Below are 21,073 nucleotides of genomic sequence, written 5' to 3' on the forward strand. Positions count from 1 at the left end.
TCAGTTGCCCTCCCTGCGCGCTAGCTGCGCCAGCATCAGCCGGGCAATCGCCAGCACGATGAAGGTCACGATGAACAGCACGAAGCCCAGCAGCAGCAGCGCGGAGCGGTAGGTGTCGGTGGCTTCGCCGAAATCGTTGGCGATCAGTGCGGCGATCGTGGTGCCGGGTTCCAACAGCGACGGCGAGAGTCGCACTGTGTTGCCGACCACGAAGGCCACCGCCATGGTTTCGCCGAGCGCGCGTCCCAGGCCCAGGAAGATGCCGCCGATCACCGCTGAACGGGTGTAGGGCAGCACGATATCCCAGCTCACTTCCCAGCGGGTGGAGCCGAGCGCGTAGGCAGATTCCTTGAGCCGGGTCGGCACAGTCAGGAACACCTCGCGCATCACCGAGGAAATGAACGGGATCACCATGATCGCCAAGACGATGCCGGCGGTGAGCAGACCGATGCCCAGTGGCGGCCCCTGGAAGATCGGCCCGATCACAGGCAGCGTGCCGAGGTGGTCGTTGAGCCAGGGGGTGACGTAGTCGGTCATCACCGGCACCAGCACGAACAGGCCCCACATGCCGTAGATGATCGAGGGGATGCCGGCCAGCAGTTCGATCGCGGTTCCGACCGGGCCGCGCAGCCAGCGTGGTGCCACCTCGGTGAGGAAGAACGCGATGCCGAAACTCACCGGCACCGCGATCAGCATCGCGATCAGCGCGGTCACCAGCGTGCCGTAGATCGGCGCCAGCGCGCCGTACTTGTTCTCGACCGGATTCCACTCGCTGGAATAGAAGAAACTCAGCCCTTGCAGTTGCAGAGCCTGGCGGCCACCCCACAGCATCGACATGGCTGCACTGGCCAGGGCAACGAGGACGAAGACGACGGTGGCGGTCAGGATCCAGCGGAACAATCGGTCGGCGCGGGCGTCATGCAGGTCGCGTCTGCGAGGCGCCGTCATTGTGTCGGGAATGGCAGGGGCATTCATGGCTCGAAACTCGCCGGGACGTGCTTGCGCACGTTCCGATGGAGGCTGCGGCGGGTGGAGTCGCGCGCGGCGGGTGGTTGCATCGTTGCTGCGCTGATCGGAACCGGGAAGTTCAGATCACAACGTGCGCAGATGACGTCGGGGGGCCTGTAATATACAGATGGGACTGCTCGGAGCGGGCGTGGCTTGGAACTTGTCGTAGGGGAACATGCCGTATGGCAGCTCTGCGCCTATTTAAATTCCTCGTTCCAGTATGCTTCGATCTGTTGCACCAATGTTGTTGGCAGCGGCACGTAGTGCAGTGCCTTGGCTTGCGGCTGACCGTTTTCGAACGCCCATTTGAAGAACTCCAGGGTCGCCTGATTGCGGGCTGGGTCTTTTGCATGCTTGGGCATCAGCATGAAATTGGTGGCCGTGATCGGCCATGCTTGCGCAGCGGTGGAGTTGGTGATGATCAGGTTGAAGTCCTTTGCGCTGGCCCAATCCGCCGAAGCCGCCGCTGCGGTGAAGCTGTCCGCATTGGGTTGTACCCAGTTGCCGGCGGCGTTCTGCAACGAGACATAGGACATTTTGTTCTGTAGTGCGTAGGCCATCTCGACGTAGCCGATCGATCCCTTGATCTGTTGAACATACGAGGCCACTCCTTCGTTGCCTTTACCGCCGACGCCGCCGGGCCACTGCACCGAAGTGCCTTCGCCGACTTTGTTCTTCCAATCCTGGCTGATCTTGGAAAGATAATTAGTGAAGTTGAAGCTGGTGCCTGAACCGTCTGAGCGGTGAACCAGGTTGATCTTGCTGTTGGGCAGGCGCAGGTCGGGGTTCAGCGCGGTGATCGCCGGGGCATTCCACGTGGTGATCTTGCCGAGAAAAATGTCGGCCAGCAGTGCGCCGGTCAGTTTCAACTTGCCCGCTTGCATGCCTTCCAGATTGACCACCGGCACCACGCCGCCGATCGCCGACGGGAATTGGCCGAGGCCAGCGGCGGCCAGTTCTGCGCTGGCCAGCGGCTTGTCCGAAGCGCCGAAGTCCACGGACCTGCTCTTGATCTGGGCGATACCCCCGCCGGAGCCGATCGACTGGTAGTTGATCTTGTTGCCGGTGGCTGCGTTGTAGTCGGCCGACCACTTTGACAACAGCGGATAGATGAAGGACGCGCCGGCACCGGAAATTTCCGTAGCACTCCTGACACCAGCGGCTGGAGCGGCGGTGGGCGTCCCGCCAGCACTATCGGCGGCACCTTGCGAGGTGTCGCCATTGCCGGGCTGGCAGGCAGAGAGGGCAAAGATCAGCGCCGAGGATAGGACGGCAACACGCGTCGGCTGCAGTTTCATCGACTCACTCCGTGGCCAAGAGCGCCGGTGCATCCGGCAGACGCGCGCTATGAAATGATAATTTTGTTACAGGGGCATGACTTGTGCATTCGCTCGTGGAGTTGGGAGCTGCTTCGAACCGCGCCCATCCGTGCTGCATGGGGAGAGCGCAGACAAAAAACGCGGACCTTACGGCCCGCGTCGGTGGGTGTTGCAGGTGTAGTCGCGTAGCCGTCGCGCGTTACGACGGCACCTGCGGTGCGCCCGTTACTTGAGGTTTTGCGCCCAATAGGCTTTGATCTGCTGGACCAGCGGCTCCGGCAGCGGCACGTAGTCCAACGCCTTTGCCTGCGCCTGGCCCTGCTCGAAGGACCACTTGAAGAACTCCAGAGCCGCCTTGGAGGAGGCCGGCTTCTTGGCTTTTTTGTACATGATCGCCCAGGTCGTGGCGGTGATCGGCCATGCGTCCTGACCCGGCGCGTTGGTCATGATCAGGTTGAAATCCTTTGCGGACTTCCAATCGGCGGTCGCGGCCGCAGCGGAGAAAGACTTGTCGTTCGGCATGATGAAGCTGCCGGCGGCATTCTTCATACCGGTGTAGCTGAGTTTGTTCTGCAGTGCATAGGCATACTCGACATAGCCGATGCCGCCACGGATCTGCTTGACGTAAGCGGCCACGCCCTCGTTGCCCTTGCCGCCGATGCCGGCAGGCCATTGCACCGCGGTGCCTTCGCCAACTTTGCTCTTCCATTCCGGGCTGACCTTGGACAGGTAGTTGGTGAAATTGAAGCTGGTGCCCGAACCGTCGGAGCGATGCACGATGGTGATCTTCATGTCCGGCAGAGCCAGGCCAGGGTTGAGCGCGGCGATCGCCGGGTCGTTCCACTTGCTGATCTTGCCCAGGAAGATGTTGGCCAGCACGGTGCCGTCCAACTTCATCGCGCCGGGCGCGACGCCAGCCACGTTCACTACTGGTACGATGCCGCCGATCACGACCGGGAACTGACCCAGGCCGAACTTGCTCAGCTCCGCAGCACTGAGCGGCTTGTCGGACGCGCCGAAATCCACCGTCGCGGCCTCGATCTGGGCGATGCCGCCGCCGGAACCGATGGACTGGTAATTGATGCGGTTACCGCTTTTTTCAGCGTAGGCCGCCGACCACTTCGACAGCACCGGGTAGACGAAGCTGGAGCCTGCGCCAGTGACATCGGTGGCTTGCGCCGCCAGCGAAAACGAAACGACCGCAGCGGCTGCCAGCAGTCGGAGCTTGAGGGAACGCATCTGGAGAACTCCTGAGAAGGTTGAGATGCCGACACCCCTGCCGACATCGGTGAAATTGCAAGACTTTTTCGTGAATGCTTGAAGAAGGATAGGTTTCATTTTGGTGACAGATTGGCGCGTCCATTTAACTTGGCCCCGACAAGGGGTTCATAGGGGTTAAATTCATTCCGACATGGTTTTGACTTAAAAGTTCCATATATTTGACGGAATCTTTACAACTGGTCAGACTGTTGCCCGCCCCCGCCGTATCACATCGTTGTCCAACCAACCACTGGAGACATCCTCAAATGCGTTCTCATCTACTCGCTTCGGCGATCCTTGTCAGCCTCGGTCTGACGTCGGCACCGCAGGCATTCGCTGCTGCGAAGACCAAGACCAGCACTCCTGCAGTGTCCGCGGCCCAGTTGCAGCAACTGCAGGCGCAGATCGAAGCATTGCAAACCCAGGTGCAGCAGTTACAAGCGCAATCGCAAGCGTTGCAGGCGCAGTCCGATGCCCAGTCGGAAGTCAATGTCACCCAGGCTCAGGCCACTGAAGCCGCGCAGGCCAGCGCAAGCAAGGTCGACAAGCTCGCCAAGCTGGTCGACAACACCAAGGTCGGTGGGCGGATGTTCTTCGATCTGAGCGACGTCGACAGGACCAGCAGCGGTGCCAAGACCGCCGCCAGCGGTTTCGGTCTGGACGTCAAGCGGTTCTATCTGACCGTTGACCATTCCTTCAACGATATCTGGTCGGCCAACCTGACCACCGATTTCCAGTACAGCTCGGCCATCTCCAGCACCGAACTGTTCGTCAAGAAGGCATACGTGCAGGGCAAATTCAACGATGCTTTCGGCTTGCGCATCGGTGCGGCCGATATGCCGTGGTTGCCGTTGATCGATAAGTATTACGGTTACCGTTACGTCGAAAACACCTTGAACGACCGGATGAAGACGGCCAACTCCTCCGACTGGGGTCTGCACGCCTTCGGTGACCTTGGCACGCAGGTCAACTATGCGGTGTCGGTGGTCAATGGCGCGGGCTACAAGTCGCTCACGCGCAGCAAGCGGATGGACGTGGAAGGCCGCGTCGCCTACACGCCGATTCCCAACCTGGCCATTGCGCTGGGTGCCTATTCGGGCAAGTTGGGCAAGGAGACCGATATCCTTGAGGCCAACCACACTTACAACCGCGCCAACGCGCTGGTGGCCTACGCGGATTCGAGATTCCGCCTGGGTGGTGAATATTTCGTCGCCAAGAATCTCAATAATGTGTTGACTGTTGCCAGCGACAAGCTCTCTGGCTGGTCGACGTGGGGCAGCGTGGTGCTGACCGACAACGGCATCAGCTTGTTCGGGCGTTACGACAAGGTCGATCTGAGCAAGACGCTTGACCCTTCGCTCTACGACAAGTACTGGAACGTCGGCGTCGAGTTCCCGGTGCTGAAGAACCTGAAGTTGGCGACGGTGTACAAATACACCCACCAGCAAGACATCAGCAAGATCGATGTGAAGACCAAGGAATTCGGCATCTGGGGCGACATGTCGTTCTGATTCGCCGATCTGCGATGTTTGTCAGTTCGGCAGGAAGGCGGCGCAGATGCGCCGCCTTTTTGTTTTCTGATGCTGGCCCAGATCATGGGCCATGCCATCGTGCCGCGAGATCGCTTCAGTGCTCGGCTGCCGGCGTCTTGTCCTTGAACCGACACAGGTCGCCGATCACGCACTGCGGACAGTCGGGTTTGCGTGCCTTGCACACATAGCGGCCATGCAGAATCAGCCAATGATGGGCGTCGTAGAGGAATTGCGCCGGTACGCGTTTGAGCAGGGCATCCTCGACCGCACGCACATCTTTCCCCGGCGCAAGCCCGGTGCGGTTGGCCACGCGGAAAATATGCGTGTCCACGGCCATGGTCGGTTCGCCGAAGGCGGTATTGAGCACCACGTTGGCGGTCTTGCGGCCGACCCCGGGCAGGGCTTGCAGCGCATCGCGTTCGCGCGGAACCTCGCCGTCGTACTGCTCGACCAGGATGCGGCAGGTGGCGATGACATTCTTGGCCTTTGCGTTGAACAGGCCGATCGTGGAGATGTAGCGCTTCAGTCCGTCTTCGCCCAGCGCCAGGATTGCGGCCGGCGTGTTCGCCACCGGGTACAGCCGGCGGGTGGCCTTGTTGACGCCGACATCGGTGGCCTGCGCCGACAGAATCACCGCGATCAGTAATTCGAACGCAGTGCTGTACTGCAATTCCGTGGTCGGGGTTGGGTTGAGCGCGGCCAGGCGCGAAAACACCTCGTGGATTTCCTCCTTGCGCAGCGTGCGTCCACGTCGTGTGGTGCTGGTGGTTGCGTTCGCACTCACGACGGGCTCCTTGCCGCTTTGGCTTTTGCGCGCGCCAGGATCGCCGCTGCGGCTGCGGGAAGTGGGGGCGCCGTGGCGGCGCTTGCCGGTGCGGCACGGCGGGCCTGGCGTGCTTGTGCGCGCAGTGCCAAGCGCGCCGCACGCGCACGGTGGCGCGCGCGTGCGGCCCAGGCGATGCGCAAGCGCTGCTGTGCATCCAGCAGTTGTGCGCGTAGCTGCGGCTGCGCTGGATCCAGGGTGTCGTCGTCGGGATCGTCGCCGACATAATCCATCAGGCCACCCTCGATTGCGGCATCGAGGTTGTCGTCGAGAATCCAGCGCAATAGTTGCAGCGGCGAGACGGTAGCGGGGGTGCAGGCGTGGGACATCTGTGGAGGGCGCTCAACGGTTTTGAAACTGCGGCGGGCGTCGCTCCAGGAACGCCCGGGTGCCTTCGCGCATGTCTGCGCTGGAGAACAGCAGGCTGAATTGCGCAGTCTCGTACTCCAGTCCCTGCTCGATCGCGGTTTCGCCGCCGACCTGGATCGCATCGAGGATGCCACGCATCGCCAGCGGAGCCGCGTCGGCCAACTGTTGCGCCATTTGCAAGGTTGTCTGGCGCAGATCGGCGGCGGCCACCACGCGGTTGACCAGGCCCAGTTGCAGCGCGCGCGCTGCGTCGATCGACGTACCGAGCAGGCATAATTCCATCGCCGCTGCGCGACCGGCCAGCCGCAGCAGGCGCTGGGTGCCGCCGAATCCGGGGATCAGCCCGAGGTTGATTTCCGGCTGGCCTAGCCGGGCGCTGTCGGCGGCCAGCCGCAGATGGCAGGCCATTGCCAATTCCAGCCCCCCGCCGAGCGCAAAGCCGTTGACCATCGCCAGTACTGGCTTGGACAGACGCTCGATGCGGCGCATGAGGCGTTGGCCGAGTTGCGAGAAATCGCGGCCTTGCATCGGTGTCAATTCGTTCATCTCTGCGATGTCGGCACCGGCCACGAAGGCTTTTTCGCCGGCGCCGGTCAACACCACCACGCGGATTTGTGGGTCGTCCTCGGCGCTGGCGAAAGCCGTATCCAACGCCAGTAATATCTGCCGATTCAATGCGTTGAGCTTGTCGGCACGGTTGACGGTGAGGATGCGGATCGCCCCCTGTGTATCGGTGAGGATCGGTGTACCGGACATGTCCATTCCTAAATGTAAAAAAATGGTGATGGGAACTCTGCGCAGTCCGCGCCTGTCTAGTGAAGCGCGTTGTCGGTAGCGGTGATGCGCCGCTGCGGCTATCCTAACGCGTCATCTCAGGCGGCACTTGCCGTCCTGTGCCACCACCCTGGAGAATTGTTTGATGAAGTTGCGTTCTATTGCGGTCGCTGTTGCGGCCCTGGCCCTGAGCGGCAATGCGTTCGCCCAGGACACATCGTCCGAAAAGTTCAAGTTGAGCTATTACTTCGGTTTCGACTTCGGCAACAACCTTGCCGAACTGTCCGGCCGTGGCGAGCAGCTTGATATCAATGCGGTGGTGAAGGGCTTGCAGGATGCCTACGCCAAGAAGCAACCGGCGGTCACTGCCGATCAGTTGAAGCCGGCTGTCGAAGCCTTCCAGAAGCGCGAGCAGGCCCGTGCCCAGCAGGCCAAGGCCGACTACGAGAAGGCCGCCGCCGAGAACAAGACCAAGAGCGAAAAGTTCATGGCCGAGAACAAGGCCAAGGCAGGCGTGCAGACGCTGCCCAGCGGCGTGCAGTACCGCGTGATCGAAGCCGGCAAGGGCGCCAAGCCGACTCAGGCGAGCACCGTGCAGTTGGAAGTGGCTGGTCCGTATCCGTTCGGTCAGCACCCGCCGCAGGCGCGTCCGGCGCAGCAGATTCCGGCGATCAAGGTCAGCGAAGTCGAGATGCAGGCCATGCGCGAGACGCTGATGCAGATGCCGGCTGGTTCCAAGTGGGAAGTGACCCTGCCGCCGGACAAGGCCTATGGTGCCGATCCGCGCACTCCGTTCCCGCCGAACGTGGCTGTGCAGTTTGAAATCAAGCTGGTCAGCGTCAAGTAAGCGCGAGGCTTCTGGTTGTACGAGGATTGCGCCGGCAGCGATGCCGGCGCAATTTTTTTGTCGGGCAAGCCACGGCGGCGCGGTGAATCGCGCTAGCCTGTAAAGTGTTCAATCCGATGGATACTCTCTCCCATGCCGTGCTCACGCCGTGTATCGGTCTGTGCCGTCTCGATGCAGATGGTTACTGCATGGGGTGCTTGCGCAGCGGCGAGGAAATCGCGCGTTGGCGCGACATGAGCGACGCCGAACGCCGCCGGTACATGGACGCTGTATTGCCTGCGCGCGGTTGGTCGCCATCGCCGGGGCAGCGTCTGGTCGAACGTGTCCAATTGCAGTGCGCGCTGCATCCTTTGCAACGACCGCCGCTTGGGCCGGGCTGGAACCAGCATGAATTACAGGATCTGCTGCCTGCCGGGGCGCCGGTGGAGGCCGCCGTGCTGGTCGGGCTGGTGCCGCGCGCTGATGGCACCCGGGTGCTGCTCACTCGGCGCACCGATCGTCTGCGCCACCACGGTGGACAGGTCAGTTTTCCCGGTGGTCGTATCGACTCCGGCGACGCCAATGCAGTGGCAGCGGCGCTGCGTGAGAGCAATGAAGAAATCGCACTGGCCACGAGTCAGGTCGAACCATTGGGTTATCTGGATCCGTTCCTCACCATCAGCGGCTTCCGGGTGATGCCGGTGGTCGCGGCAATCGACCCGGCGTTCGTGCCGCAGCCGCATCCGGATGAGGTGGCCGAGGTGTTCGAGGTGCCGCTGGCTTACCTGATGGTGCCGGAAAACCTACGTGGCATCGAGATCGATGATCGTGGGCGGTCGAGAGTTGTGCTGGAATATGTCTGGCCCGAGCAGCGGATCTGGGGCGCGACCGCCGCGATTCTGCTCAATTTGCGTCGACGACTGGAGCAAACTGCATGAGTTCACCGTTGCCCGAATGGCAGCATCTGGTGGCCGCGCCGGCGTTGGCTGTCGCGCTGGATCATCCCGACCTGCGCATTATCGATGCGCGGTTTGCGCCAGCGGCGTTGCTCGATCCGCGCGCCGCAGACGCGATGCGCCAGGCGTATGCGCAATCGCATCTGCCCGGCGCGGTTTACGCCGATCTCAATACCGATCTTTCCGATCTAGGCCGCCCCGGCCTGGGGCGGCATCCGCTACCGGAGGATGCGGCGTTCGCGCGCACCTTGGGGCAGTGGGGCATCGCGCCGCACACCCAGGTGGTGGTCTACGACGCGGCCGACGGCAGCATGGCGGCGGCACGGCTGTGGTGGATGTTGGGCCTGCTTGGTCATCGTCGCGTTGCCGTGCTCGATGGCGGACTCGCCGAATGGCGCCGGTTGGGCTTGCCGGAGACGGATGCGGTTGTATCGCCTTCCTCGCTCGCGCCGTATCCGCAGCGTTTCGATGTCGGTCGTATCGTCGCGGCCGAGGAGGTGCTCGCGCGGCTGCATGAAGCTCCGGGCTGGTTGCTGGATGCGCGCGCTGGCGAGCGCTTTCGTGGCGAGGTCGAGCCGATCGACGCAGTTGCCGGGCACGTCCCTGGTGCGGTGAACCGACCACTCGGCGAGAATCTGCGCGATGGGTGCCTGCGTTCGCCGCACGAATTGCGCGCGGAACTCGAACCGCTGTTGTGCGGGCGCGATCCGAGCGAAGTGGTGGTGATGTGCGGTTCCGGCGTGACGGCCTGCCATCTGCTATTGGCGTTGGAACATGCCGGTTTGCATGGTGCGCGCGTGTATGCCGGTTCCTGGAGTGGCTGGATTGCCGATCCGGCACGGCCGTGTGCCAGCGGATAGGGCCGATGGCGACGAAGCGTTAACGCGATTGCGGTCAACACGACAAAGGAACAGGCGAGAGTGGGGCGGAACAATGCGTTGGCGTGAAGCGTGTGTGCTAGTCATGATGTTGGCGCTGGTGGCCTGTGGTGGAGCGGACATGTCCGGCGCAATCGGTGCCGACGCCTCGCCCCGCGCGCAGGCAGTCGCCGATTACCGGGAATTGGTGCAGCAACGTCGCATGCAACGGTTGGCATTGCTGCGTGCGCCCTCCGGCTGGCTCAGCTATATCGGCTCCGGGCGCCTGGGCGACGGCGTACACCGCGTTGGCAACGCCGCCGACAACGATGTGCAGTTGCCGGGCGGTCCTGCGCACCTTGGCACGCTGAGGGTGGACCCGCAGGACGGGGTGTATTTCGAGGTGGCGGAAGATGCACAGGTGCGTGTGGGGGGGCGCCCGTTCGTTGCTGGACGCTTGAATACCGATGCGACGCACGATACGGAGACCCGCCTTAACCTGGGGACGCAGGAGTTCTATGTGGTACGTAACGGCAATTTGTTCGGTTGGCGTTTCCGCGATCCCTACGCCGCCGCGCGCTACGCGTTTCCCGGTATCGATTATTTCCCGATCGATGTGCGCTGGCGCGTGGTCGCCGAGTGGTATCCGCAGCCGACGCCGCGCGCGGTCGTGTTGCTCACCTCGATCGGAACACCGGAGCCGCTGGCCTTGGCTGGTAGCGCCGAGTTCGTGATGCAGGGGCATCGTTATCGCTTGCAGGCCTTGCGCGATGAGACCGATAAACGTCTGTTCTTTCCATTCTCTGATCGCACCAGTGGTCGCGAGAGCTATGGCGGTGCGCGTTATCTATTCGTCGAATTGCCGAAGGGTCGTCACATCGTGTTGGATTTCAATCTGGCGCAAAATCCGCCTTGTGCGTTCACGCCGCATTTGGTGTGTCCGCTGGCACCGTTCGGCAATCTTATGGGTCTGGCGGTGACCGCGGGCGAGAAAAACTATATGGGTCCACGCTGAGCCCAGGTTGTGGCCGAGCGCTGGCTCGGCCAGGCTGGCCGCGCACGGCCATTGCAGCGTGCAGACCGTGCTCGCCGATCATTGCGCAGGCGGTGTGTACGGTGTCAACGCCACTGCGGCCAGAACTTGCGCCCACGGGAAGAGCGGCCCGGGATCGCGCTTGCGTTGAACCTGCAAACGCGGGTCGTCGCTGGCGGGCTCCAGGCTCAGGTCCAGCGCTTCGTGTCCGGCGATGCGGCGCAACTGCGGCAACTCGGCGTGCAGTTGCCGCAGCAGTGCGATCAGCGCCTGGATCTGCGTCGGTGGATAAGGCTCTTCCATCGCTTGGTTGCGTGAGTCCAGCCAGTGCGGGTAGCGTCCGTGGTTGACCAGTTCGATGCCCAGTGATTGCCGGTTGTAGCCGCGCACGTGATGGGCGATGCGTTCCAGCGGCACGTAGCGATACACGCTGCCGTCGCGGTCGATGTAGAAGTGGCCGCTATTGCCGGTGCCGGAGGGATACAGCACGCGTTCGCCGTAGTCGCGTGCGCTGGCCAGATCCGGCAGTTCGGTGCAGTGGATCACCGCCAGTTCGATGGCGTCCAGCGCACGCGTTTCCAGTCGCTGGACATAGGGCAAGGGCGTATCGTGGATGGACGGTGGTGGGATCTGCGGCATGCACCGATGCTAGCATTCGTCCATGAATCTGAATTCCGAAAGCCCGCTTGCGGCACTGATGTCCACCTTCCCGCGTGCAGGACGGGTGGAATGGATCGGCCTGCGTGCGGCGCGTGACGTGCCGATGCGCGCGGTGAACGAGGTCGTGGCCAAAACGGCGGCGGGCCTGTCCGGCGACCGCTATGCCGGACGCAACGGCAAGCGTGGGGTGACCCTCATCCAGGCCGAACACCTGCCGGTGATCGCCGCACTGGCTGACCAGGCCGAGGTCGCGCCAGCGACGCTGCGGCGCAATCTGGTGGTCTCCGGCATTGCGTTGATCGCACTGAAAGGACGCCGTTTCCGCATTGGTGAGGTCGAACTGGAAGGCGTCGCGCCATGTGATCCGTGCTCGCGCATGGAGCTGGCATTGGGCGCGGGTGGGTACAACGCGATGCGCGGCCATGGCGGCTTGTGCGCGCGGATTGTCCACGGCGGCACCTTGCGCGTGGGCGATGCGGTGGTGGCGCTATGAGTCGCGGTCACTGCATCGTGTCGCATGGTTTCGAGAGCGGGCCGCAGGCGGCCAAAGCGACCGCGCTGGCCGAGGTCGCGCAGCGCATGGGCTGGAGCCACGAGCGCCCGGATTACACCGATCTGGATGCGCGCCGGGAGGTCAGCCAGCTCGGCGACGTGCCGGCGCGGCTGCAGCGTCTGCTCGAGCGGGCCCGGCATGCGGCGCAGCAAGGGCCGTTGGTGCTGGCCGGTTCCAGCCTGGGTGCTTATATCGCCGCGCAGGTATCGCTGCAGGTACCAGTGCGTGCGCTGTTCCTGATGGTGCCGCCGACGCGGATGGGGCCGCTGCCGGCGTTGGATGCGGCCGCGGTGCCGATCTCGATCGTGCATGCCTGGCGCGATGAACTGATTCCCGCCGCCGAGGTGATCGGCTGGGCGAAGGCCCGCGCGGCGCGGCTGCTGCTGGTGGACGACACGCATCGTTTGAACGATCACGTGGACACGGCGGCACAGGCGTTCGCGCAATTGCTGGCGCGTTTGTGAGCGATACGCCGGAGCTGTTGCTGCGCGCCGAGCGCGCGGCCGATACGGCGGCGATCGAGGCGCTGACCCTGATCGCGTTCTTCCGTGTCGCGCACAGCCGCCACGATGAGCAGCAGATCATCGAACGCCTGCGTGCGGACGCCGCGTTGACCGTATCGTTGGTGATCGAACACGAGGGCTACATCGTCGGCCACATTGCGGTGTCTGCGGTGACTCTGTCCGATGGCAGTCGCGATTGGTACGCACTCGGGCCACTGTCGGTGGGCCCGGGGCATCGGCGACAAGGCTTGGGTTCGCGTCTGGTCCGCGAAGCGCTGGCGCAGTTGCAGGCGCTGGGCGCGGCCGGTTGCGTGGTGCTGGGCGAACCGGCGTTCTACGCGCGCTTCGGCTTCCGCCAGGAGCCGGGATTGGTTCTGCCGGGTGTGCCAGTGGAGGCCTTCCAGGCGCTGTGCTTCGGCGATCGTTTGTTGCCGGTGGCCGAGGTGGCGTATCACCCGGCATTTGCAGTCGAAGCCTAAGCCTAAGCATGGCCTGCGCGCTGTGGCGCCGCGCTGAGCGAGGCAAGAGGGGAGTGGCCGTTGCGTTGTGCCGCTGCCGCAGCGGTTCAACTTGCACTCGCTAACAAAGCGACTGCGTCGCTGAGCGACTCGCGATGTTTTGTCAGTCACTCTTAAGCCTAGCGTCAACGCATGCCGACATCCGCCGCAGAGGACGCGGCGCTTGTCGGTCGGGCTGGTAATACGCGGCGTGATGGCCGACCATGGCGGCCTCGTTCGTCTGCACCGCTTTCCGCCGCTGTTACCGGCTGCGTGGTGATGCGTCGGGCGGGGCGACGCCGGTCGCGCCTTTCCTCTGTCCGCTGTGGTCCGCATTGCCGTGAAATTTTCCGACATCCGCCGCAGAGGACGCGGCGCTTGTCGGTCGGGCTGGTAATACGCGGCGTGATGGCCGACCATGGCGGCCTCGTTCGTCTGCACCGCTTTCCGCCGCTGTTACCGGCTGCGTGGTGATGCGTCGGGCGGGGCGACGCCGGTCGCGCCTTTCCTCTGTCCGCTGTGGTCCGCATTGCCGTGAAATTTTTCGTCTCCTGTGCCAAGGGCCTGGAATATCTGCTTGTCGATGAGCTGCTTGCCTTCGGTGTGGCGCAGGCAACGGCCACCGTGTCCGGGGTCAATGTCGAGGGTACGTTGCGCGATGCGCAGCGCGCAGTGCTGTGGTCGCGTCTGGCCAGTCGCGTGCTGTGGCCGCTGCACGCCTTCGAGTGTCCCGACGAGGCGGCGTTGTACGCCGGCGTGGCCGCTGTGCCATGGTGTGAGCACCTCACCCCCGAGCACACCTTGGCAGTGGATGCGCATGTGTCCGGTACCGGAATTACCCATGCGCGCTATGCGGCGCAGAGGGTCAAGGACGCGGTGGTGGACACGCTGCGCAATGCTGGTTTGGAGCGTCCGTCGGTGGACGTGGAGCATCCGGATCTGCGTCTGAATTTGTCGCTGCGCAAGGGCCGCGCGACCGTGTCGGTGGATTTGGGCGGTGGTTCGTTGCATCGGCGTGGTTGGCGCCAGGCACAGAACGAGGCACCGCTGAAAGAGAACCTGGCCGCCGCGTTGTTGCTGCGTGGACAGTGGCCGGCGCTGTATGCGCAGGGCGGCGGTCTACTCGATCCGATGTGCGGTAGCGGTACCTTGCTGATCGAAGGGGCGCTGATGGTGGCCGATGTCGCCCCGGGTCTGTTGCGTGTCGCGTTGGCCGCTGCGCGCCACGGCGATTCGGCGCCCACGCTGTCCAGTGTTGCGCCGAGCCGCTGGCTGGGCTTCGACCTGACGGCATGGGACCAATTGCTGGCCGAGGCGCGACAGCGCGAGGCCACCGGCCGTGCCGCGCTTCGCCCGGTGCTGTACGGTGGCGATCTCGATCCGCACGCGATTCGTGCCGCGCGCGAGAACGCACAGGCCGCCGGGGTTGCTGCGGCAATCGCGTTCGAGGTGCGCGACGTCGCCGATCTGCGTGTGCCTGCGCCGACGTTGGGCGTGGTCGTGTGCAATCCGCCCTACGACGAACGCCTGATTGCCGATGCCGCGTTGTATCGGCGCCTGGGGGATGCGTTGAAGCGCGCGATGCCGCAGTGGCGCGCCAGTGTGCTGTGCGGCAATGCCGAGCTGGCCTACGCCACCGGCCTGCGCGCGGCGAAAAAATACCAGATGTTCAACGGTGCGTTGGAGTGTCCGTTGATCGTCTGCGATCCGATCGCGGTTGCGCCGCGCGTGGGTGCCGATGCGGCGCACTCGCTCAGCGATGGAGCACAGATGGTGGCAAACCGTCTGCGCAAGAACCTGCGTAAGTTCAAAAGTTGGCGCATGCGTGAGCAGGTGACGTGCTTCCGTGCTTACGACGCCGATCTGCCCGAGTACGCGGCGGCGATCGACGTGTATCAGGAAGACGCTGGTCAGGCGCGCACGTTCTTGCATGTGCAGGAATATGCGGCGCCGGAGAATATTCCCGATGCCGACGTGCGCCGCCGTCGTAACGAACTGCTGGCCGCCGCGCGCGAGGTGTTCGCGGTGCCGGCCGAGCAAGTGGCGCTGAAGACGCGCGAGCGCGGCAAGGGCGGTAGCAAGTACGGTCGCTTCGAACAGCGCGGTGAGTTCTTGGTGGTGCGCGAACACGATGCGCTGCTGCGGGTCAACCTGTTCGATTATCTGGATACAGGACTATTCCTGGATCACCGCCCGTTGCGCGGTGCCATGGCGCAGCAGGCGCGCGGCAAGCGCTTCCTCAACCTGTTCTGCTACACCGGTGTGGCCAGCGTGCAGGCGGCGGTGGCCGGGGCCGATTCCACCACCAGCGTTGACTTGTCCGGCACCTACCTGCAGTGGTGCGCCGACAACCTGGCATTCAACGGCAAGGGGGGCGCTCAGCATCGCCTGGTGCAGGCCGATGCGCTGACCTGGCTGGAGGCGGAGAAGAACCGTTACGACGTGATTTTCTGCGATCCGCCCACCTTCTCCAACTCCGCGCGCGCGGAGGATTTCGACATTCAGCGCGAGCATGTGCGTTTATTGCGCGCGGCGGTGATGCGGCTCACGCCGGAGGGCGTGTTGTACTTCTCCAACAATTTCCGTCGCTTCAAGCTGGATGAAGATGCGCTCGCCGTGTTTGCCAGTTGCCAGGAGATCAGTGCGCACACCATCGCGCCGGATTTCGAACGCAACCGGCGTATTCACCGCGCCTGGCGTCTGCAACGGCGTTGAATCAGGCGGCGTAGCCGCGTGTCATCACAGCGTGGTCAGCGCTGCCTGTGCGACGGGCGGATGCGGGGCAGGGGCTGTGTCCGGCTTGTGTTCGTTCCAGTGCTCCTGGATTTGCAGGATCTGCGGCAGGATCGTGCCGAACAGCTCGACCAGGCGCGGCTCGAACTGGTTGCCGGAGCGCTCTTGGAACAGCGCCATCACCTTGTCCAACGACCAGGGTTGCTTGTAGGCGCGGTGCGAGGTCAGCGCATCGAAGACGTCGGCGAGTGCGACGATCCTGGCCGATTCGGGAATGCGCTCCCCGGAGAGGCCGGCCGGGTAGCCGCTGCCGTTCCAGTGTTCGTGGTGACACAAGGCGACCTCGGCGGCGAGCCGGAACAGCGGTGCTTTGCTGCGGCTGAGGATGTCGTAGCCGATCTGTGGATGTTGTTTCATCACCTCCCATTCGGCCGGATCCAGCGGTCCGGGTTTCTTCAGCACGGCATCGGGAATGCCGATCTTGCCGGTGTCGTGCATCGGTGCCGCCTGTTCGAGGAGTTCGGCATCCTCGCGCGACCACCCGGCGGCCAGTGCCAGCGCCCGCGCGTAGGCGGCCATCCGCCAGATATGGTTGCCGGTGTCCGCATCGCTGTAGTGGCCGGCCATGCCCAGCATCTTGATCGCGTCGCGGTGGCTGTTGGCCAGGCTGGCGTCGCTGACCAGTGACAGGTGCGTGCGCACGCGCGCGCGCAGGATGCTGGGCGAGAATGGCTTTGTGATGTAATCCACGCCGCCGGCCTCGAAGCCGATGCTTTCGTCGGTTTCATTGTCCTTGGCGCTGACGAAGATGATCGGGATCGACGCACTACGCGGTTCTTGCTTGAGCGTGCGGGCGATGCTGTAGCCGTCCATGTCGGGTAGCTCGACGTCCAGCAGGATCAAGGCAGGATGATGCTTGGCGACGCCACGCAGCGCGTCGGCGCCGTTCTTGGCGAAGATCAGGGTGTAGTCCTCGCGCAGGATCTGGCGGATCAGTGCCAGGTTGCTTGCCTCGTCGTCGACGCAGAGTAGGGTTGGTTTGAACATGGGGTTCCTTGGCGGCGCGCAGTGAGACCGCACCGAAGCACATCTCAGGAACTAGCATCGGCCAACCATTGCCTGACTTTAGCCTCGGCTTCACGGAAGGAAAAATTTTCTAGGAGCTGATTCAATTCTGTGGCCCTGGGCTCTGCTAACCACGGGGTCAGGCGTTGGGTCGCGCGCTCGATGCGGTCCAGGTCGTCGCTGTCCAGCGCCTGCAGCAACAACTGCCAGGCTTCCTGGGCGGCTGTCGATGTCGGAGCACTGGCGGTGGGCGGCGGCGGCACCGGCGTTACCGCTGCCGCGACTGCCGTCTCGGCGTCGATCGCGGCGACGAAGCGCTGCACTTCCGCGATGGTGGCGGCCATGGTCGTTGCCAATGCTGCGATTTCGGTATCGGCCTGTGTCGGGTCCGTGTACAGCTTTTCCTCCAGCACCGCGGTGGCTGCGGTCAGCGCTGGTAACGCTAGCGATCCGGCCGATCCGCGCAGTGTATGCACGTGGAAGATGGCCTGCTCTAACAGTTGCTCATTCAGCAATGCTTGCACGCTCGCTGCTGGATCGCTGTGTTCCTGTAGTAGTTTCAGTAGGTAGCGCTGGTAGGGCGCGTGTTCGCCCCAGAACTGCTGCGCCTGGGCGATGTCGAGCAGGGCCGGATCGGCTGCTGGCCAAGTGGCACTGGCTGTAGGTGGCGTCGGTTCGAGCGGTTGCGATGTCATGGGCGTGGGAATGGGGAGGAATTGGCGGATGGTCGCAATCAGGTTTTCCACCTGGAAAGGCTTGGCGATGAATCCGTTCATACCACTGGAGAGTGCGAGTTCCTGTTGTTGACGGTAAGCGCCAGCGGTCAGTGCGATCACCGGCAGGGCAGCCAGACGCGGGTCTGCGCGTAATTGACGGGTGGCTTCGTAGCCATCCATGTTCGGCATCTGCACGTCCATCAGGATCACTTGGAAGCGGTTGGGCTCTTGCCGCAGCCGCTGCAGCGCTTGTTCGCCATCATGGGCCAATTCCACTGTCGCGCCTTCGCCTTCCAGGATGCGTTGCGCGACTTCGCAGTTGATCTGGCTGTCGTCGACCACCAGGAGCTGTGCGCCGGCCAGGCGTAGGGTGTTGTCGCCACAGAGCAGCGGAGTGGGGCCTTCGCCGCGCCGGTGCGCCAGTAGCGTGGCAATGGTTCTGTAGAGGGTGGGGGCGGTGACGGGTTTGGTCATGAGCGCATCCACGTTCACGTCGATGGACCCCTGGTTGCGTTCTTCGATCAGACGCCGTTCGTAAGCGCTGACCATGACGATGATCGGTTGCCTGTCCGAGCTTGTCTGCGCACGGATACGTTGCGCCACGCGCAATCCGTCCAGATCGGGCATGCGCCAGTCCAACAGGATCACATCGAAATCGTGGCCCTGCGGTGCGGCGGCGAGCGCGTCAGTGCCGTTGGCGACGGCCTCCACCTGCCAGCCGAAGCCGCTGACAATGGTGGTCAGGTTGCGCCGGGCCAGATCATGGTCGTCGGCGATCAACACTCTCGGTGTTTCGGACAGTTCCGGCTCGGCGGCTGGCGCAGGCAGCATCGCGAAGGTGATGGCGAAATAAAAATCGCTGCCACGATCGGGAGTGCTCTCTACCTCGAGCTGTCCACCCATCAGTTCCACCAGGCGTCGGCTGATGGTCAGGCCCAGGCCGCTGCCGCCGTATCGACGGCTGGTTGAGGTGTCGGCCTGCAGAAACGGCGAGAAGATCAGGCTCTGTTTTTCCCGCGCAATCCCGATGCCGGTATCGCGCACCGAGAACATCAATTTGATTTTGCCCGTCTCGGGGCTGGGGAAGGCGCGCACGGAGAGCGTCACTTCGCCCTGTTCGGTGAACTTGATGGCATTGCCGACCAGATTGACCAGCACTTGGTTCAGGCGCAGCGCATCGCCGCACAGCCAACGGCAACCTGCTGGCAACGGCTCGACGATCATCTCCACCGGTTTGGTGCTGATCGCAGAGGTCATCAGGGTGGCGATGTTTTCCAACAACTGGCTCAGATCGAATGGTTCCGATTCCAGATCGATACGTCCGGATTCGATCTTGGAGAAGTCCAGGATGTCGTTGATGATGTCCAGCAATGCCCGCGCGGAGATGTCGGTCTTCTGGATCATGTCCTTGGCCGCTTGCGGCAACTCGCTGTTTTGCAGCAGGTAGAGCATGCCCAAAATCGCATTCATCGGTGTGCGGATTTCGTGACTCATATTGGCCAGGAAATCGCTTTTGGATTGATTGGCGGTCTCGGCCGCGTCGATTGCCAGACGCAGCTCGCGCTCGCGGCGCATTTGCTCGGTGAGATCGACAGCGATGCCCAGATAGCCGATCACCCGCTCGTCGTCGTCGCGCAACGTGCTCAGGGTGAGCAGCACCGGGAACGCGATGCCATCTTTGTTCACGTAGGTCCATTCGCGGGTATCGCTACGGCCCAGCGTGGACAATGCGGCGATGGATTCGAACGCTGGTTGCACCGTGATTCCGGACTGCATGGTCATACGCTCGGCACGTTCGGCCAGTTGCTCCGGATCCAGGAACAAGCCGGTGGCTTTACGTCCGATCATCGCGTGCGCCGTATAGCCGAGCAGTGTTTCGGCGGCCGGATTGAACAGGGTGATGGTGCCTTCCGGGTCGGTGGCGACGATTGCATAGCCGGCATGGGCCAGGATCGCGCGCTGTAGCGCCGAGTAGGTGACCAGTTCGCTGGTGCGCTGCGCGACCTGTTGTTCCAGTGTGGCGTTGAGTTCCAATACGCGCGCTTGGGCGCGCGCCCGCTCGGTCACATCGTGCAACAGGTGCGAGTGGCCGATCATCTTGCCCTCGGCGTCCATGATCGGCGAGCCGCTGGCCAACACGTTGACGATTTTGCCATCGCGGTGACGCAGTTCGCGCACTTGCGTGTCGCCGTCGTTGGCATCGCGCAGGTTTGGGCCGAGCAGCGTGTGCAGCGGTTGGCCGATGGCCTGCGCTGTGGTGTAACCAAAGATGCGCTCGGCGGCGGGATTCCAATGGGTTACATGGCCCTGCAGGTCTTCGGCGACGATCGCCTCGCCGGTGCCGCCGACGAGCGCGGCCAATTGGCTTTGTTCGCGCAGGAACAGGTCGCGACGGTGGCGGTTGGTCAGGGACAGATGCAGCAACGCGGCCAGCAGCAGCGAGACGCCAGCGACCAATCCACCATCGAGCAGTGGCGAGGTTTGGTTGAGCGAGCGCACGAAGCTCGGCGTGGCCTGCATACTTAATCGCCATTGACGTCCGTACACGGGCAAAGTGCGCACTGCGCGCAGGTTGGTGGCGCCCGCCACAGGGCTTGCGTGTCCGCTACCGTCGCCGCGATAGAACGGCTGGTCGGGCGACTGGCTGTCAGCCACCGTCATGTGCAGATCCGTGCCGTGATAGGGCGAGGAGGCCAGCACCTCGGCAATGTTCAATGGCGCATAGGCCCAGCCGGTGGTGGCCTGCCAGCGCTGTTGCGGAGTCTCCAGTGGCATGCCGGGGCGGTAAATCGGCAACAGCAGCAGAAATTGGCTGTTGTCGTTGCGTGTGGTTTTTGACGGGTGGATCGGCGAGGTGATGATCGCATTGCCCGAGTAAGCGGCGGCCAACGCCGCGGCACGTTGTGCCGGTTCGGACGCGATATCAAAGCCTTGTGCGAAGGTGTTTTGCCCCAGCGGTTGGCGATACAGGATGACGAAGCGGTCGCCATCGTGTGGTGCCAGTTCGCGGATCTGCAGCGCTGGCATGCCATCCTCGTGGGCTTGCCTCAGGAATGCGGTTTCCTCGGTGCGCGCGACCCGGCGGATATAACCGAAGCCATGTACACCCGGGAACTCGCGTTCATACTCGCGCGAGCCGCTGTAGCGCGCGAAACCCTCGGACGAAATGCGATCGCCACCGGCAACGATCACTGCGCCGCGCAGGCCACGCAGGCCGTGTTCGTAGATGTCCAAGTGCTGCCGCAGCTCATCGGCAACATGCGTGGCGAGTTGCTGGAACTTGGTCTGGTTCTGCTGATGGTTACGTTGCTGCACGCTTTGCGCGACCAACACCGCGGCAACTAGGCCCGCGCCAAGCACGGCCGATGTGGCAAAACGCGCTGACCGGGTAGGGCCTGCGGTGAGTGTCCAACGTTTATTCGACATGCGCTCCCCTTCCTCTGATCAACGCTGGTGCGGCGTGAGCATCGGCATCCCCGTAGTCCGTGCGCGATGGCATGCATCGTGACCGCGCAGGTCCGCACAGCATCTTCTGCCAAGCTAGCGCGAACATTGCGACCGCACCAGCCCCCATTGCTTGCGCGGGGAG

At 63.4% G+C, this 21,073-nt stretch carries 18 protein-coding genes; 9 read left to right on the top strand and 9 right to left on the bottom strand.

The genetic code is table 11. The annotated features are described in order from the left end of the window. From pstC to pstS (XANALMUS060_RS03600), 3 genes are all read right to left on the bottom strand, one after another. On the bottom strand, nucleotides 1-975 hold the full coding sequence (gene pstC, locus XANALMUS060_RS03590; protein WP_045737183.1) for a phosphate ABC transporter permease subunit PstC: 975 nt from the start codon (nucleotides 973-975) through the stop codon (nucleotides 1-3). Nucleotides 976-1,205: 230 nt separating this feature from the next. Beyond that, complete coding sequence (pstS, locus tag XANALMUS060_RS03595; protein WP_045737184.1) at nucleotides 1,206-2,306, bottom strand: phosphate ABC transporter substrate-binding protein PstS; 1,101 nt, start codon at nucleotides 2,304-2,306, stop codon at nucleotides 1,206-1,208. 246 nt (nucleotides 2,307-2,552) lie between these two features. Then, the gene (pstS, locus tag XANALMUS060_RS03600) at nucleotides 2,553-3,566 is read right to left on the bottom strand and encodes a phosphate ABC transporter substrate-binding protein PstS (protein WP_045737185.1); all 1,014 of its coding nucleotides are present in this window, start codon (nucleotides 3,564-3,566) and stop codon (nucleotides 2,553-2,555) included. Between the two features lie 287 nt (nucleotides 3,567-3,853). On the opposite strand from pstS (XANALMUS060_RS03600), the gene XANALMUS060_RS03605 reads away from it, so the two are divergent. Beyond that, the gene (locus XANALMUS060_RS03605) at nucleotides 3,854-5,098 is read left to right on the top strand and encodes a porin (RefSeq protein ID WP_045737186.1); all 1,245 of its coding nucleotides are present in this window, start codon (nucleotides 3,854-3,856) and stop codon (nucleotides 5,096-5,098) included. A 115-nt stretch (nucleotides 5,099-5,213) separates the two neighbouring features. Here XANALMUS060_RS03605 and nth read toward each other — a convergent pair whose 3' ends face one another. Genes nth through XANALMUS060_RS03620 form a run of 3 tightly spaced genes read right to left on the bottom strand, consistent with a single transcriptional unit; the run spans nucleotide 5,214 to nucleotide 7,067 of the window. Beyond that, nucleotides 5,214-5,903, bottom strand: coding sequence for an endonuclease III (gene nth / locus XANALMUS060_RS03610; RefSeq protein WP_045737187.1), 690 nt, complete (start codon nucleotides 5,901-5,903; stop codon nucleotides 5,214-5,216). After that, complete coding sequence (locus XANALMUS060_RS03615; protein ID WP_045737188.1) at nucleotides 5,900-6,271, bottom strand: hypothetical protein; 372 nt, start codon at nucleotides 6,269-6,271, stop codon at nucleotides 5,900-5,902. Before XANALMUS060_RS03615 ends, nth begins: the two co-directional genes overlap by 4 nt. A 13-nt stretch (nucleotides 6,272-6,284) precedes the next feature. Beyond that, entirely contained in the window at nucleotides 6,285-7,067 is a 783-nt protein-coding gene (locus XANALMUS060_RS03620) for an enoyl-CoA hydratase-related protein (RefSeq protein ID WP_045737358.1), read from the bottom strand. A 163-nt stretch (nucleotides 7,068-7,230) separates the two neighbouring features. On the opposite strand from XANALMUS060_RS03620, the gene XANALMUS060_RS03625 reads away from it, so the two are divergent. The 4 genes from XANALMUS060_RS03625 to XANALMUS060_RS03640 all read left to right on the top strand — a co-directional run bounded on the left by XANALMUS060_RS03625 (nucleotide 7,231) and on the right by XANALMUS060_RS03640 (nucleotide 10,739). After that, a complete protein-coding gene (locus XANALMUS060_RS03625; RefSeq protein ID WP_045737189.1) occupies nucleotides 7,231-7,932 on the top strand; it encodes an FKBP-type peptidyl-prolyl cis-trans isomerase in 702 nt (233 codons plus the stop codon). A 116-nt stretch (nucleotides 7,933-8,048) separates the two neighbouring features. Then, nucleotides 8,049-8,849, top strand: a complete 801-nt coding sequence (locus tag XANALMUS060_RS03630; RefSeq protein ID WP_045737359.1) for a CoA pyrophosphatase — start codon at nucleotides 8,049-8,051, stop codon at nucleotides 8,847-8,849. Beyond that, nucleotides 8,846-9,727: a sulfurtransferase gene (locus XANALMUS060_RS03635; protein ID WP_045737190.1), complete on the top strand. Its 882-nt coding sequence runs from the start codon at nucleotides 8,846-8,848 to the stop codon at nucleotides 9,725-9,727. The genes XANALMUS060_RS03630 and XANALMUS060_RS03635 overlap by 4 nt, the downstream gene beginning before the upstream one ends. A gap of 139 nt (nucleotides 9,728-9,866) precedes the next feature. Continuing rightward, the gene (locus XANALMUS060_RS03640; protein ID WP_235430328.1) at nucleotides 9,867-10,739 is read left to right on the top strand and encodes a DUF1684 domain-containing protein; all 873 of its coding nucleotides are present in this window, start codon (nucleotides 9,867-9,869) and stop codon (nucleotides 10,737-10,739) included. Between the two features lie 78 nt (nucleotides 10,740-10,817). On the opposite strand, the gene XANALMUS060_RS03645 is transcribed toward XANALMUS060_RS03640, so the two are convergent. Further along, nucleotides 10,818-11,396: an N-acetylmuramoyl-L-alanine amidase gene (locus tag XANALMUS060_RS03645; RefSeq protein WP_045737192.1), complete on the bottom strand. Its 579-nt coding sequence runs from the start codon at nucleotides 11,394-11,396 to the stop codon at nucleotides 10,818-10,820. Nucleotides 11,397-11,418: 22 nt separating this feature from the next. Between XANALMUS060_RS03645 and XANALMUS060_RS03650 the strand changes: the two genes are divergently transcribed. The 4 genes from XANALMUS060_RS03650 (at nucleotide 11,419) to rlmKL (ending at nucleotide 15,685) form a co-directional block, all read left to right on the top strand. Then, the gene (locus XANALMUS060_RS03650; RefSeq protein WP_045737193.1) at nucleotides 11,419-11,910 is read left to right on the top strand and encodes an MOSC domain-containing protein; all 492 of its coding nucleotides are present in this window, start codon (nucleotides 11,419-11,421) and stop codon (nucleotides 11,908-11,910) included. Continuing rightward, on the top strand, nucleotides 11,907-12,434 hold the full coding sequence (locus tag XANALMUS060_RS03655) for a YqiA/YcfP family alpha/beta fold hydrolase (protein WP_045737194.1): 528 nt from the start codon (nucleotides 11,907-11,909) through the stop codon (nucleotides 12,432-12,434). Before XANALMUS060_RS03650 ends, XANALMUS060_RS03655 begins: the two co-directional genes overlap by 4 nt. Continuing rightward, nucleotides 12,431-12,952: an N-acetyltransferase gene (locus tag XANALMUS060_RS03660; protein ID WP_045737195.1), complete on the top strand. Its 522-nt coding sequence runs from the start codon at nucleotides 12,431-12,433 to the stop codon at nucleotides 12,950-12,952. Before XANALMUS060_RS03655 ends, XANALMUS060_RS03660 begins: the two co-directional genes overlap by 4 nt. 552 nt (nucleotides 12,953-13,504) lie before the next feature. Then, nucleotides 13,505-15,685, top strand: coding sequence for a bifunctional 23S rRNA (guanine(2069)-N(7))-methyltransferase RlmK/23S rRNA (guanine(2445)-N(2))-methyltransferase RlmL (gene rlmKL, locus XANALMUS060_RS03665; protein WP_045737360.1), 2,181 nt, complete (start codon nucleotides 13,505-13,507; stop codon nucleotides 15,683-15,685). A 24-nt stretch (nucleotides 15,686-15,709) separates the two neighbouring features. On the opposite strand, the gene XANALMUS060_RS03670 is transcribed toward rlmKL, so the two are convergent. Then, a complete protein-coding gene (locus XANALMUS060_RS03670) occupies nucleotides 15,710-16,750 on the bottom strand; it encodes an HD domain-containing phosphohydrolase (protein WP_045737196.1) in 1,041 nt (346 codons plus the stop codon). A gap of 44 nt (nucleotides 16,751-16,794) precedes the next feature. Beyond that, the gene (locus XANALMUS060_RS03675; protein WP_045737197.1) at nucleotides 16,795-20,910 is read right to left on the bottom strand and encodes a response regulator; all 4,116 of its coding nucleotides are present in this window, start codon (nucleotides 20,908-20,910) and stop codon (nucleotides 16,795-16,797) included. Between the last annotated feature and the right edge of the window lie 163 nt (nucleotides 20,911-21,073).

It is taken from the genome of Xanthomonas sp. MUS 060 (genome assembly GCF_000963215.1).
Lineage (GTDB): Bacteria > Pseudomonadota > Gammaproteobacteria > Xanthomonadales > Xanthomonadaceae > Xanthomonas_A.